This window comes from Actinacidiphila glaucinigra (genome assembly GCF_035918135.1).
Taxonomy (GTDB): Bacteria; Actinomycetota; Actinomycetes; order Streptomycetales; family Streptomycetaceae; genus Actinacidiphila; species Actinacidiphila glaucinigra.
The window spans coordinates 9,209,978-9,222,777 of record NZ_CP109144.1 but is presented as its reverse complement, the minus strand read 5'-3'; the positions used below and the strand labels follow the sequence as shown (position 1 = coordinate 9,222,777).

Genomic DNA, 12,800 nt, shown 5'->3' with positions numbered 1-12,800 from the left:
GATGAGCAGCATCGCGCGACAGAACGCTGAGGGCAGCGCTCGCTCAGCACATCTCTCGGCGAACGCCGAGGCCCTGGACAAGTTGCTGGTTTCTGCGATCCGCCAGGCGGTGGTCGAGTTCGACGCGGTGGCCGGGATTGCCTACCTACTCGAGGACGACGGCGAATGGCTGAGCGCGGCAGTGATCGGCGGCACGCCTCCGGCCGTCTTCAATATGCCAGAGCGCATGCCACTGCATGGGCCGCGGGCTTCAGCGCTGGCGTGCCGAACCGGAAGGACGGCCATCATCGGAGAACCGGGCGTTCGTCCGGACGACGTAGGCCCCGTCCGTGCACCGTATGCAGTGGTGGCCGTACCCCTGGCCGACCCGGACCACCGGTACGGGGCGCTGGCTGTCAGCCGGATCCCCTGGAGGGACGGCGTTCTCAGCGAAGACCAGCGTAAGAGGCTGCGGGAAGTGGGCGCGAACTTGACGCGCGAGCTGGCGGACTTGGCTGCAGGCGGAACATCGATACGGCCGGGGAGGCAACCGCTGATCTTCCCTGTGTTCAAGCCTCGCAGCCCCCTGACCGAACCTGCGACCCGGTGGGGACTGCCCGATGTTCCCGGCTCGGCCGGCCTGAGCTGGATCTACCAAGTCCTCAGGCTGGCCGACGAACTGAACTCGGTGGTGACCCCGCACGGAGTCGTAGAAGCCGCCCGGTCACGAATGATGGGCACTCTCGGTGCGCAGAGTCTCATCGTGACGGTCGTCGCTGACGGCAGGCTGTGGGTCGTCGGACACGCTGGCCCGGCTTCGAAAGTGGTCAGGCAGGTCCACGGATCCAGCGCTGTCAGGAACAGGGCTACTCCTGTGGCCGACGTCCTGCGCGGCTGCGACCCTTACTTCTTCCCACAGCGTACTGACCTGCTCACGGCCTACCCCGACGCGCAGGACGACGGCAATCAGGCGTGGGCACATCTGCCCATGCGGGCAAGCGGGCACCCGGTCGGTGTCTGCTCCCTCGGGTGGGCAGAGCACCGGCTTTTCGGTGCGGAAGCACAGGCAGTGATGATGACGATGGCCGATTCGCTCGGCCAGGCATTGGAACGGGCTCTCCTGAGCGAAGGCGAGCACGCTCTCGCAGAGAGCCTGCAAAGGCGGCTGCTGCCCCGCGCCCTGTCCGACCTGCCGGAGGTGGTCACCACCGCTCGTTACCTGCCCGCTCCGTCCAGAAACAGCGGCGGGGACTGGTACGACGTGGTCGCCCTACCGTCCGGAGGCATCGGGCTGGTCATCGGTGACGTTGAGGGCCACTCCATCGAAAGCTGCGTGGTCATGGGGCAGATGCGCAGCGCAGTACTCGCGTACGTGAGCGAGGGCCACAGCCCGGAAGCGGTGCTGACACGCGCCAGCACCATGCTCAGTCAGTTGGAAAGCGAGCTGCTGGCGACGTGTTGTATCGTCTATTTGAATTCGGCCGACGGGACAGCCGAGGTGGCCCTGGCCGGTCACCCGGCGCCGCTGATCCGTGGTCCCGACGGCGGTATCGAAACGCTTGACACGCTCATCGGCGTTCCCCTGGGTGCGCCATCACCCGTGCCCTATCAGGTCTTTGAGGCGAACCTCTCAGCAGGGACGGTGCTGTTTCTGTACACCGACGGCCTCAGCACGGCACACGGGCCTGACGTGGTCACCAGTGCAGGCAAAATGCTCACCGCTGCCAGCCAGAAAGGTGCCGACCACTGCCTGGAGGACCTAGCGGACCGTCTCACGTCCATGGTGCCCTCCCCCCCTGAACGCAGAGATGACGTTGCCCTCCTGTTCGCCCTCTGCGCCGGCACAGGACCACAACACCGAGCCAGCCGCATGGAGATCCAGCGGCACGATCTGCACGGCGTCAAAGCCGCCCGCGAGTTCGTCAGAGACTGCCTGAAGAGCTGGAAGTTGGAAGCCATGACGGACGACCTGGAACTCATGGCGTCGGAAGTCGTGACGAACGCCTTGACTCATGCCGACAGTTACGTCGAGCTGCGGCTGCGTCTGCATCCGGACCGCATCCGCCTCGAGGTCCGTGATACCGACGTGACACCACCGCTTCCCTCCTCTCTCTCAGCATGCGAGGAGGAGAATGCTCAGGCAGAACACGGCCGCGGCCTGATCATCGTGGACGCTCTCGGCGAGTGGGGAAGTTCGCCCAGCGGCCGCGGCAAAGTGGTCTGGTGTGAAATCGCCGTTCCCCGTTAAATCCTGCGCTGGCAATGGCTGGCGAGGCGCCGGAATCATCACGCGCCTGAGCAGAAGGACCCCCGTTGGAACTGTCATCCACACTCGAGCCCGCTTCAGCTGCACCGTAGCTCCTGGCAGCGCCGGCGACGCTCTCCGCCACTGATCAAGCAGGGCCCTGTCATCGCGGTACGCGGCTGCCTGTTCAAAGCCCGGGGATGCTGCCGCAGGCGAGAGTGCAGCACGATGCCGGGTGGCTATGACCCGAACTTCGTCCACTGCCCTTCGGAGACCACCTCGACGGAGCCGTCGACGACCTTGATGGCCGTCTGCTCGTCGATGGCGTAGGCCGGGCCGCCGATGTCGGCGGCCCACCGCTTCGCGTGAGCCAGGGTGTTCTGCGGGAAGAGGTCCAGGTGCGGGAAGATCGAGAAGTCGACGACTCCCAGGGCGCGGTCGTCCGGCGCGGACTGCCACTCGACGAAGTACGCTCCGATCCGGGGCGTCATCACCATGCTTCCGGCGCTCTCCCACCCAGACCGTGTCGGGCAGCGAAGGCAGCAGATCGGCCAGCCCGGACTCCCGCGTCCAGTGGCACAGGTATGTCGCGTCGCCGCCGTCGACCAGGAGCACGTCTGCCTCCCGGACCCAGGGAACCCACCGCTCCGCGCCGATGGTGGGCAGTGCGGTGAGCTCCAGGACACCGAGCGACGCCCAGCCCAGGCCGGACAAGTGCTGGAACCTGGGCTCGACGGCCACGAAGCCCCACACCGATGCCGGACCGCACATCGGGTGACCCCACTGTCTGCGCGACATGGGGCGAACCGGCTTGGTCGCTGGCCGCTTGTCCGGTCCCGCGCTGATGGCTTCAGAAGCCGTCTCGCCCGTGGACCCTCCTGGCGTGTGAGGCGAAGGCGCGCGGTCCCAGCACGGGCATGATGATGCGCGGCACCAGGGGGGCGGTGGACAGCATCAAGGTGACGACGGCAGGCTCTGCGAGGGAGGCCAGCATGCCGAAAATGACGGGCAGCTTCCTCTTGGGGAGTCCGTTGATCGCGTGATCACCCAGTTCGTGCCACTCGGCCGCGGTCACGTACTGGCCGACGATGGGCAGCACCTCTGCCTCTTCGACGGCCAGGTGCTCCGTCAGCGCCTCGGCAAGCGCCCGAAGGGCGCTGGCAAGTTCATCACGGTCGGATGCGCCGGCGTTCCTCCGCCACCGCGCCAGCGAGGACGAGCACTCGACGAGCAAGCCGTCGATCTGCTCGTGCTGCTTCTCCATGAGCTCCAGGGCGGGAAACAGGTCATGGGTAGCCCGTGCTGCAAGCTTCGGCCACAGCAGGACGTCCTCGCCCTTGTGGTGCAGGTGCAGGAACTCCTCGATCATCTGGATGTGGTCCGACATAACGGCGGCACGGGCCGTGTCCCCGGGCGTGACAGCGAGGACGAGGCCGGGCATCCTGCCGTAGGCCCTTCGGAACGCCTCATGGACGACGAGCATGTCGCGGATGTCGGCGCGGTCGAGCTGGTTGGTCACCGTTCTCCTTCGGTGGGTGAGGGGTGTCCCGTCGGTCCTGCCTTGGGTCGACGAGCGGGCAGGTGGCGGGGGGTGCCGTCGCAGGGCACGGGTGGACCTGCGGCCGGCCGGCGAACGGCCGTGGACCGGCTCGGGCCCCGGTTCGGCGCCGCCCGTTCGCGGCCGCTGTGCGGGGGTGGGGGCGGGCCGTGGGGTGATCAGAAGACGTAGGGGATGTCGTGGATGACGTCCTGGTGGCGGATGCGCCACGCTCCGTCGGTCCGGCGGAAGGTGAAGCGGTAGTACCCGGACTCGATCGGCTTGATGGTGCCCTGGGCGCCGAAGGTGCCGGCGGGCCACCCTCCCTCGGGCTTCTTGGTTCCGACCACGTCGAAGGTGATGAACTGGGTCTCGATGCCGGCTTCGTCGCCGTCGATGGAGACCAGGTGGTCGTAGGTAGTGTGGTGGCTCCAGCCCAGGGGCGGGTGCGGAGCCATGGCCGTGGACATGGCCGCGGCGATCTGCGCTCCTCCGGAGAGGGTTCCCAGCAGTTCCATCCCGTCGGGGCCGCGGTAGTGGATCTCGACGACCGCGTCGGCCTCGTAGAGCTTCGCCAACGCCTCTCCGTCGCGCCAGTCCGCGGCCCGGGTGTACCGGGAAACGATCTCCCTGAGCTCGTTCTCAGTGTTCATGGTGTTCTCCGGTTCCCTGTGTGTGAGTGTCTTCTGTGGCGAATCGCCGCCGGGTTGCACGCGTGCCGGGCCCTCGTGCAGGTGGCTGCCAGGGCAACGCAATGTGCATGTGTGAAAAGTACATATCCTCGGGCCGGAAGTGCAACTTTGATAGTTGCTAATATGGGTGCGTGGGGAACCATCCGGATCAAGCGGTGGAAGGAAGGAGTGGGGTCATGCTGGACGTAAGGTTCTCCAGTGCGCTGAAGGCCATGCTCCTGCTGGGTCATGCCGAGGAGGAGGGCAGTCCCGTCCTCAGCTCGACCCAACTCGCCAGGAGCCTGGACACCAACCCGAGCCTGGTGCGCAAGCTGATGGTCCCACTGGTACGGGACGGTCTCGTCGCGTCCATCAAGGGACGCAGCGGGGGTGTTCGCCTCGGCCGGCCCGCGGACCGGATCACACTGGAAGAGATCTACCGCTCGTCCATGGGCGACAAGCCGCTGTGGGCCCCCCGGCCGGAGGGGCCGCGGGAGTGCCTGGTCACCAACCACTCCGCCGAGTACTTCGTCAGACTCACCGACGAGACCGAGGCGGCCGTCCTGGGCGCGCTGGCAGACCGCACCCTCGCCGACAGCCTCGACGAGCTGCGCGCCATCGACCGGGCTGAGGGTGCTCCCGCTTCACGCACCCGTGACGGGCGACCTGTCTGACGGCGAGCCCCGGCCGGGGACAGGGCGCAGCGATCCCTCACGAACGGCAAATCGCTGACGGGCCGACTCCCGGAGCCTCGAGCTCGAAGACGGCACGCGCCGACGCGACGCCGTTGACCTGCAGCGCGATGGCCTGCGGGCCTGGATGGTAGCGGCGGGTGGTGATTGGCCGGAAGGAATGTTCACGACTCACCCCCATCGTCTCGCCGGGGGCAAGGCTGCGGGTGGTGAGCTTGAACGTCTTTGCGGTCTGCGAGCCGTTGGCCTTGTGGTGGTGGACCACGTAGTCGATTGCCAGCCGGGCCTTGCCGGCGCCGACGTTGCGGATGCTGGCGGTGAAGCGAACGTTTCCGCCGAATGGCACCGTGGTGCGGTCGAGTACGGGGCCGTTGATCTCCAGTGTTGCGGGAACGAAGCCGAGCAGTTCCAGGGCGCCGGGGTGACCGCGTTTGACGAGGGGTACGCAGTCCGTGGCGCACGAGCCGTCCGGTCGCGGGGGCCGGGGCGGCGAGCCAGCGTCGAGCGGTCGTGACGGCAAGGTCGGCGTGGTCACGGCTGACGTCGTTGAGGTGGTTGGCGACCGACCTGCGGACGTACTCGCTCTCGTCACCGTAGAGGGCGTCGAGGACAGCCACGGTCGCGCCGGGGCTGGTGATGAGCTCCGGAACCCGGATTGACCATGGAAGGTAGGGCCGGGTGCCCTCCGAGGCGAGGCGGCGCACATCGGCGTCCGGCGACCCTGTCCACTCGGCGATGATCCTAAGAGCACGGTCGATGTCGTGTCGCAGCAGGGTGCGCAGGGCGAATTCAGAAGTCAGCCGGCCCGTGAGGTCGGCCAGGATCGCCATCGCGTCATCGAAGGCATCGTCGCTGTGTTCGGCGACGGCCTTGGTGGCGATGGCGCTCGTGACCGGCCAGATCAGCCACCCGCTGAACACCGGGGCGCCGTCCTGTGCGGTCCGCACGACTCGCGCCAGCTCGGCATAGCCCCCAGGCACATCCGTGAGCAGGGCGTTGGTGAGCAGATCGGCCCGTTCGCGCAGCCCGAGGGGCCGAGCTGCTGAGCGGTCGCCCGCAGCGAGGCGAGTTCCGCACCCGGGAGCGCGGCGTGGATGGCACGGGTCAGGGACTGTGCGGTGTAGCCGTTGATGAGTTCATCGGCGAAGGGCATGGTCGTCTCCTCCGGGGTGAGGGCAGGGCAGGTCACTCGACGTGCTGGAGCACGGTGGTGAATTGCCAGTCGACACTGCTGTGGTCGATCGCTTCGTGAACCGGCGAGTCGCCCATCTCGCCGGTGATTCCCGCGGCTCCGGAGCGGGCGTGCTTGATGCTGTCGTAGGAGACGATGTCCAAGATCGTGCCGTCGCCGCGCAGGACAATGCGGCGCCACTGGAACCCCGGCTGGCGCTTCAGATACTCGTTGATGTCCGCGTTGGCCGCGACGAAGTCCTCCGGCGTGAGGCCGGGCGCGGGCCTGAGTACGGTCACTTCCAGGATCTCGGTCATGCTGGGGATTGCCCTCTTCCGATGGTGGCTGATCATGGCAGGCCGGGTATCCCCCGCCGGCGTCCCCATCAGCGTGAAGGACTGATCGCCGGGCAGGAAGGCAGCGTCTTCCTGGGTGTGGGGCACCTAGGAAGACGCCGAGGATCCGGCAAGGCGACTGAAGATCAGGCCGGACCGACCCCGGAGGCCAGATAGACCACAGCCTCCTCGCTTCGGCTCCCCGGCTCGGGCGTGCCGACGAGCAACAGTTGCCCTGGGGCGTCAATCACGTCGAAGGTCTGGTACGTCAACTCGATGCGCCCCACCTGGGGGTGCACGAACACCTTGAAGGCCCGGGGCAGGCTTCCCACGCTGTGCTCCTCCCACAGCGTGCGGAACTCCGGCGAGGTCTTCGTGAGCTCGTCGACAAGGTCGCTGATGCCCGCGTCGCCGGGAAACCGTCCGGCGTTCAGGCGCAGCGCGTGAGCAGTGCTGCGCTGCAGCAATTGCCAGTCGGTGAACACCGTCTTGGCCTGGGGGTGGGTGAACAGGACACGCGGCATGTTCCGCTCCGCCCCGAACGGCGACAGCAGTGCATCGGCGACGAGGTTGGTGGCCAGCACGTCGAAGGCCGGGCCGAGCACGTAGGCGGCTGCTTGCGGGAACGCTTCCAGCAGTTGCAGGAGGGACGGGTGCACAAGATCGCATGGGCTGTCCGGCGCGAGCCGGGGGTTCAGTCCCGCCATCCGGTGCAGATGCTCGCGTGCATCGGGCGCGAGACGAAGCGCACGCCCGATGGCACCGATCACCTGTGCGGACGGATTGCGCTCACGCCCCTGCTCCAAGCGTGCGTAGTAGTCCGCGCTGACGCCCGCGATTACGGCGACCTCTTCGCGTCGAAGGCCGCGGACGCGTCGCCCCGATACGCCGCCGGCGAGTCCGGCATCCGCCGGCTCCACTCGTGCGCGACTCGCGCGGAGAAAAGCGCCGAGTTCGTTGTCGCGCATCTGCATGACCTCGATGCTAGCGGTGCTCGTCGGGTTCGCGGTTCGGTGAACGGGGACCGTCAATCGTGTGACCATGCGCACTGTCCTGTCCTGCTCGCAACATTTGCCCGGAGGGACACGATGGGGGGCGGCCGCGTCCCGCCCCAGCCAGTGCCCCCTCGATGAGTGCGGGTCGAGGGTCACCTGCCGACACGGCCAGCGGAAAGCAGGACTGCGCGGGAACGGCGGATCTCACCGGTGTTCGGCGACTGCCCACAGCGCCGCGTTAACGACAGCCTCCGGCAACCCGGGGCGACGAAGAAGGGAGGGGGTGCCTGGGTGTGGCACACCCAGGCACCCCCTCCCTTCCCGGATCTGCCCCGGCGTACTTGGGTCGAGGAGGCGGCGGCCGTCGCCGAAACACCATGAGGGATCAACATGACCACGTCACAACCCAAGGCCGTTCTCATCACCGGCGCCAGCAGCGGCATCGGCGAGGCCACCGCCCGCCGTCTCGCCGAGCTCGGCCACCGTGTTCTCCTTGGCGCCCGCCGGACCAAGCGCCTTGCCGCACTTGCCGAGGAATTGCGCGCGGAGGGGGCCTCGGTTTCCCACCACGAGCTGGATGTGACCAGCCTTGACTCCATGCGCGCCTTCGCCGACGCCGGACTGGAGGCGTACGGGCACATCGACGTCCTGATCAACAACGCAGGAGTGATGCCGCTCTCACCGATCGCCGATCTGCGGATCGCCGAATGGGAGCAGATGATCGACGTCAATCTGCGTGGCGTGCTTCACGGCATCGCCGCCGTGCTGCCTCAGATGCAGCGCCAGGCAGCAGGGCACATCGTGAATGTCTCCTCGGTGTCCGGGCACCGGGTGGACCCGACCGCTGCGGTCTACAGCGCCACGAAATTCGCTGTGGCAGCGGTGTCCGAAGGACTGCGCCAGGAGAGCCGGGACATCCGCGTCACTGTCATCAGTCCCGGCTTCACACAGAGCGAGCTGACACACCGGGGCGGCTCGACACAGGCCCAGGCCACCGCCCGCGCAGCTGCCGAGCAACTGGCGATCCCTGCCTCGGCCATCGCGGACGCGATCGCCTTCGCCATCGACCAGCCCGCCCACGTCGACGTCAACGAACTGATCGTGCGACCCACCGCTCAAGGCTGACATCCAAAACGGCTGGAAACAACGCGCTTCACATGATCGCTGAGGCGCGCGCCAGACGCGCAGGAGGCTTCCGAGGCGCCGCGGGGCCGGGTATCCGCGCATGTCGCGACCAGTTCGGCACGCGACCACGGCCCCGCCAGCGGCGTGACCGGTCGTACGTTGCGTGACCCGAAGGTGCCGCCAATCACTGTTTGACCTTGGGGACCTGGCCTCCGAGCATGTCGGCGACGGTGTCGACCTGGGCCCGGACCGCGCTCTGGCCAGGCTGGGCGAAGATGGTGCGGATGGTCGCTGCGACCATCTCACCGGCGTCCTTCGGGATCACGCCGAAGACGTTGCGTAGGAAGTGGACACGACATCTTTGGTAGGCGGCGCCGATCATGACCTTGCGGATCGCGTTGACCAGGCCGGTGTGGTGGTCGGCGAGGACCAGGCGGACCCCGCTCAGGCCGCGTTCGCGCAGGTGACGCGGGAACTCGGTCCAAAATGCCTCAGTCTCGCTGTCGCCGACCATCACGCCGAGGACCTCCCGGCCGCCGTCCTCGGTGATGCCGGTGGCGATCACCACGGCCCGGGAGGCGATCTGGTGGTTGACCCGGGCCTTGCAGTAGGTGGCGTCGAGGTAGATGTAGGGGAAGCGAGTGTGGTCCAGCGGCCTCGTGCGGAAGGCGGTCAGCTGCTCGTCCAGGGCGGCGCAGATCCGCGAGACCTCGCTCTTGGAGATACCGGTGTCCGCCCCCAGGGCCACGACCAGGTCGTCGACCGACCGGGTGGACACCCCGTGCACGTATGCCTCCATGATGACCGCGTACAGAGCCTGGTCGATGCGGCGACGTCGCTCCAGCAGGCTGGGGAAGAAGCTGCCGGCCCGCAGTTTGGGAATGGCCAGCTCCAGGTCGCCGGCCTGTGTGGTGAGCGTCTTGTCCCGGTGCCCGTTGCGGTAGTTGGTGCGGGTGTCGGTGTGCTCGTTCCACTCGGCGCCGATCTTCGCCGCGGTCTCGGCGTTGATCAGCTCCTGCAGCATCCGCTCGGCGACGCTGCGGACGAGCTCGATTCCGTCGGACGAACGTAGTGACTCCAGCAGGCGTATCAGTTCAGACTGGGACAGGGCCACCGTGCACCTCCTCTCCTCGATGAACTGGGCGTTTATCAGGGAGAGTTGCACGGTGGCCCACCCCATGCGCAGGGAGCGGACGCCACCAGCTGGAGCACACCGGCGCACTACTCAATGTTGATCGGCTACACCATCACGCGGGACGCCATCCCTGGACCTGGCCGGCTATCGGCCGGCCCCTCCCGTGCGGCGTCCGTCCGCAGGTCAGCCGCCTGTGGGTGGGGAATCTCAGCGAGCAGGTCTGTCCCACCGCCGAGCGTCGGATGGGGAGATTCGTGGTTCTGGCCGCGATTCCGTGAATGACCTTGTCACTGCCCGTCACAGGCTCAGCAGCAGGTCCCGGACCACGGCGGGCTCGGACAGGAACGGGTGGTGGCCGGCGTCGAGCTCGACAACGCTGTCGGCCCGGCGGGCGAACCCGCGCTGCAGGCGTGGCGGGGTGCCCCTGTCCTGGGCGCAGATGAGGTAGGTCGAGGGCACCTGCTGCCATGCGGCCGCCTTGACCGGCTGCCCGGTCACCTGCAGGCTCTGCCGGGCGAGGTGGTCCGCCGCCTGTGCTTGGACCTCGGGGCCGCAGTCCTGCAGGAACGTGTCCACGAGGAGCTCGGGGCGGACCCCGAAGGTGCCGGCGTCGGAGTCGATGTCGAGGAACGGGGCGGGGCTGCCGTCACCGAAGTCCGACAGGCTCTGCCCGACCTCGGGCAGGTAGCTGGAGACCAGCACCAGGTGGCGTACCGACCCGACGCCCGCGGCGGCTTCCGCGGTGATGATGCCGCCGTAGCTGTGGGCGACCACAACGGTGGGTTCGTCGCTGTCCAACAGCGCCTGCCGCACCGCCGCGACGTCCTCGGAAAGCCCCGGACCGCCGCCGCCCCCGGGCAGGCCCGCCTCACCGCAGCTCGGCAGCGCCGGAGCCACACTCAGCACCCCTCGCTCCTGCAGCAGCTCAGCAGTGCGGTGCCACCACCACGACCCGTCCCGCACACACGCCCCATGAACGAACACGACCCTCATCGCGGCCTCCACGTCTGCCTTGGCTGCCTTTCGACCAACCGTAGACGTAGCCGCCGTTACGACAGGGAGCCGAAGATCATTCACGGAATCGCGGCCAGAACGAGATCCGTCGAGCCCCATCACTGTGCCCTGCCGGGCATTGACGTGGGCCAGCAGACGACGCAGGGTGACACCCGGGGGAATGATCAAGGGGGTGACCCGTTGTGGTGGAGTACCGCTTCACACTGGCCCGCATCGTGCGCGCCGGGCCGATCACCACGCACGCAGTCCTGGACGAATGGGCCCACGGACAGATCACCATTCCCGTGCCCACCCTCGCCCTGTCCCAGATCACCGGACTGACCCAAGAAGAACTGGCCGGGGCGGTGTTCGAGATCATGGCCAACACCGCCGCCGTAGCGGACACCGACGTCGACCCACACGGCTGGCACCTCCTGCCCCGCGACGGCGAAAACCACCTCGCAGCGGCGCAATCGTGGAGCGCCGCAGCCACATAACCCGAGACTCGCGCCCCGCGCCGACACCGGACCGTTACTCTTCCGCGGGAGAATCACCGGGTCAACCTTCGATCACCGAGAAGGCATGATGCGCTACACTGAGCTACCAACAAGCCCCCGATATTGGTGAGTTGACTGTGCCCACATCACTCGGCCCACCGGATCGGGGGCCTTGTCGCGTCGGCAGGCGCACAGACACCTCACGACGCCCGGTACCAGGCCACTGAGCTGCCGGACAAGGCCGGGGTCGGCGGGCCGGGCCCGCTCTGCGCGTGGCCGTCGCGGAGGTCATGAGCTCCACACCAGCCCGCGATTCGGAACTGTCAGCGACCGGCGGTTACACCGTGTGTCCGCCTCGGCTGGGGCCGCCGCGGGCACCCGCCCGCCCGGGGCAGCCCCACCCACCACCGAAGGCACGAGCCCGGCCCACGGCTTCCGCGGCCGGGCCCGATCACCTTCCGTCAGTTCTGGTACGCGCCGGCATCCACGAGGTCCGACAGCGCCGACTTGTGCCCGTCGACGACCTTGGACTTCTCGTTGCACTGGCCACAGCCAATTCACCAGCGCCGGGGGCTTGTTGGTCGCTCGGTGCAGTGCGTTACATCCCGCTTCTTTGTGATCACGCGCGGGAGTTGGCCAGGCGGCCCTCTCCCAAGGGAACGAACGCGTTCGCACGGTGTTGCCCTCTGCCGTCGTTGCTCGCGAACAGGTGGATGTGGCTGGCCTTGGTTTCTGCGACTGCACCGGCCCATAGCACGTGACCTGCGAGAACCGTTTGCGAGAGTTCCTGGTGGTGCGCCTCGGCTCGGAGCCGTTGTAGCAGCTACAGTAGGATTGAAGAGTTTTTCAATTTATTAGTCTTCGGGAGGGCCGGAGTGGTCGCAGTGCAGGTTCCTCTGTACCAGGCCAAGGCGGAGTTCTTCCGGATGCTGGGGCATCCGGTCCGGATCCGAGTCCTGGAGTTGCTGCAGGATGGCCCGAAGCCGGTGCGGGATTTGCTGGCAGCGATCGAGATCGAGCCGTCGAATCTGTCCCAGCAGCTGGCGGTGCTACGCCGTTCCGGCATTGTCACGGCGACCCGTAGTGGGTCCACGGTGGTGTATGCGCTGGCGGGAGGGGATGTCGCCGAGCTGTTGCGGGCGGCCCGGCGGATCCTGTCCGAACTGCTTACCGGCCAGCAGGACCTGCTGGCCGAGCTGCAACAGGGCGCCGCCACGGCCGCCGTTGCCGGACCGGATCAGGCGGGTAACCCGGAGTGAGCAACGATGCCGCCAAGGCACCTGCGGGGTCGGGCGCGGGCACGGACAAGTACAAGCAGCGGGCGGTATTGCTGCGGGTTCTGGTCTATGTGTTCGTCACGCACTTCATAGCCGGGTTCATCACGCTGCTGTTCTACCTGGGAGAGCACGCCCCGAAGTAACCGCC

14 protein-coding genes and 1 pseudogene are annotated in these 12,800 nt (G+C 67.6%); 7 read left to right on the top strand and 8 right to left on the bottom strand.

Annotated elements, in window-relative coordinates:
• The first annotated feature begins 1 nt into the window (after position 1).
• Complete coding sequence (locus OIE69_RS41885; RefSeq protein WP_326580709.1) at positions 2 to 2,227, top strand: SpoIIE family protein phosphatase; 2,226 nt, start codon at positions 2 to 4, stop codon at positions 2,225 to 2,227.
• A gap of 236 nt (positions 2,228 to 2,463) precedes the next feature.
• Here OIE69_RS41885 and OIE69_RS41880 read toward each other — a convergent pair whose 3' ends face one another.
• The 3 genes from OIE69_RS41880 to OIE69_RS41870 all read right to left on the bottom strand — a co-directional run bounded on the left by OIE69_RS41880 (position 2,464) and on the right by OIE69_RS41870 (position 4,414).
• Positions 2,464 to 2,721 carry a hypothetical protein gene (locus OIE69_RS41880; protein ID WP_326580708.1) on the bottom strand — a complete coding sequence of 86 codons (258 nt, stop codon included), beginning with the start codon at positions 2,719 to 2,721 and terminating at the stop codon, positions 2,464 to 2,466.
• Between the two features lie 353 nt (positions 2,722 to 3,074).
• Positions 3,075 to 3,743, bottom strand: a complete 669-nt coding sequence (locus OIE69_RS41875) for a hemerythrin domain-containing protein (RefSeq protein WP_326580707.1) — start codon at positions 3,741 to 3,743, stop codon at positions 3,075 to 3,077.
• A 197-nt stretch (positions 3,744 to 3,940) separates the two neighbouring features.
• Positions 3,941 to 4,414: a nuclear transport factor 2 family protein gene (locus OIE69_RS41870; RefSeq protein ID WP_326580705.1), complete on the bottom strand. Its 474-nt coding sequence runs from the start codon at positions 4,412 to 4,414 to the stop codon at positions 3,941 to 3,943.
• Positions 4,415 to 4,629: 215 nt separating this feature from the next.
• On the opposite strand from OIE69_RS41870, the gene OIE69_RS41865 reads away from it, so the two are divergent.
• Positions 4,630 to 5,106 (top strand): RrF2 family transcriptional regulator, encoded by a 477-nt coding sequence (locus OIE69_RS41865; protein ID WP_018557506.1) that lies wholly within the window; start codon positions 4,630 to 4,632, stop codon positions 5,104 to 5,106.
• Positions 5,107 to 5,143: 37 nt separating this feature from the next.
• On the opposite strand, the gene OIE69_RS41860 is transcribed toward OIE69_RS41865, so the two are convergent.
• Positions 5,144 to 5,659: a hypothetical protein gene (locus tag OIE69_RS41860; RefSeq protein WP_326580703.1), complete on the bottom strand. Its 516-nt coding sequence runs from the start codon at positions 5,657 to 5,659 to the stop codon at positions 5,144 to 5,146.
• 226 nt (positions 5,660 to 5,885) lie between these two features.
• Between OIE69_RS41860 and OIE69_RS41855 the strand changes: the two genes are divergently transcribed.
• Positions 5,886 to 6,170, top strand: a complete 285-nt coding sequence (locus OIE69_RS41855; RefSeq protein WP_326580701.1) for a hypothetical protein — start codon at positions 5,886 to 5,888, stop codon at positions 6,168 to 6,170.
• A 139-nt stretch (positions 6,171 to 6,309) separates the two neighbouring features.
• Here the strand turns inward: OIE69_RS41855 and OIE69_RS41850 are convergent, their stop codons facing one another.
• A complete protein-coding gene (locus OIE69_RS41850; protein WP_326580699.1) occupies positions 6,310 to 6,612 on the bottom strand; it encodes a hypothetical protein in 303 nt (100 codons plus the stop codon).
• Between the two features lie 164 nt (positions 6,613 to 6,776).
• Positions 6,777 to 7,604 (bottom strand): helix-turn-helix transcriptional regulator, encoded by an 828-nt coding sequence (locus OIE69_RS41845; protein ID WP_326580697.1) that lies wholly within the window; start codon positions 7,602 to 7,604, stop codon positions 6,777 to 6,779.
• 411 nt (positions 7,605 to 8,015) lie between these two features.
• On the opposite strand from OIE69_RS41845, the gene OIE69_RS41840 reads away from it, so the two are divergent.
• Positions 8,016 to 8,750: an SDR family oxidoreductase gene (locus tag OIE69_RS41840; protein WP_326580695.1), complete on the top strand. Its 735-nt coding sequence runs from the start codon at positions 8,016 to 8,018 to the stop codon at positions 8,748 to 8,750.
• A gap of 187 nt (positions 8,751 to 8,937) precedes the next feature.
• On the opposite strand, the pseudogene OIE69_RS41835 reads toward OIE69_RS41840, so the two are convergent.
• Positions 8,938 to 9,864 (bottom strand): annotated as a pseudogene (locus tag OIE69_RS41835) (IS256 family transposase); the annotation flags it as partial.
• A gap of 318 nt (positions 9,865 to 10,182) precedes the next feature.
• Positions 10,183 to 10,878, bottom strand: coding sequence for an alpha/beta hydrolase (locus tag OIE69_RS41830; RefSeq protein ID WP_326580693.1), 696 nt, complete (start codon positions 10,876 to 10,878; stop codon positions 10,183 to 10,185).
• 206 nt (positions 10,879 to 11,084) lie between these two features.
• On the opposite strand from OIE69_RS41830, the gene OIE69_RS41825 reads away from it, so the two are divergent.
• From OIE69_RS41825 to OIE69_RS41815, 3 genes are all read left to right on the top strand, one after another.
• Positions 11,085 to 11,375, top strand: a complete 291-nt coding sequence (locus OIE69_RS41825; protein WP_326580692.1) for a hypothetical protein — start codon at positions 11,085 to 11,087, stop codon at positions 11,373 to 11,375.
• Between the two features lie 884 nt (positions 11,376 to 12,259).
• The gene (locus OIE69_RS41820; protein ID WP_326581566.1) at positions 12,260 to 12,634 is read left to right on the top strand and encodes an ArsR/SmtB family transcription factor; all 375 of its coding nucleotides are present in this window, start codon (positions 12,260 to 12,262) and stop codon (positions 12,632 to 12,634) included.
• The gene (locus OIE69_RS41815) at positions 12,631 to 12,795 is read left to right on the top strand and encodes a DUF6126 family protein (protein WP_326580691.1); all 165 of its coding nucleotides are present in this window, start codon (positions 12,631 to 12,633) and stop codon (positions 12,793 to 12,795) included. The genes OIE69_RS41820 and OIE69_RS41815 overlap by 4 nt, the downstream gene beginning before the upstream one ends.
• Positions 12,796 to 12,800 lie beyond the last annotated feature (5 nt).

Coding starts and splice junctions, on each gene's coding strand:
- OIE69_RS41885 (WP_326580709.1), top strand. CDS start 2: ATGAGCAGCATCGCGCGACAGAACGCTGAGGGCAGCGCTCGCTCAGCA.
- OIE69_RS41880 (WP_326580708.1), bottom strand. CDS start 2,721: ATGGTGATGACGCCCCGGATCGGAGCGTACTTCGTCGAGTGGCAGTCC.
- OIE69_RS41870 (WP_326580705.1), bottom strand. CDS start 4,414: ATGAACACTGAGAACGAGCTCAGGGAGATCGTTTCCCGGTACACCCGG.
- OIE69_RS41865 (WP_018557506.1), top strand. CDS start 4,630: ATGCTGGACGTAAGGTTCTCCAGTGCGCTGAAGGCCATGCTCCTGCTG.
- OIE69_RS41850 (WP_326580699.1), bottom strand. CDS start 6,612: ATGACCGAGATCCTGGAAGTGACCGTACTCAGGCCCGCGCCCGGCCTC.
- OIE69_RS41845 (WP_326580697.1), bottom strand. CDS start 7,604: ATGCAGATGCGCGACAACGAACTCGGCGCTTTTCTCCGCGCGAGTCGC.
- OIE69_RS41840 (WP_326580695.1), top strand. CDS start 8,016: ATGACCACGTCACAACCCAAGGCCGTTCTCATCACCGGCGCCAGCAGC.
- OIE69_RS41830 (WP_326580693.1), bottom strand. CDS start 10,878: ATGAGGGTCGTGTTCGTTCATGGGGCGTGTGTGCGGGACGGGTCGTGG.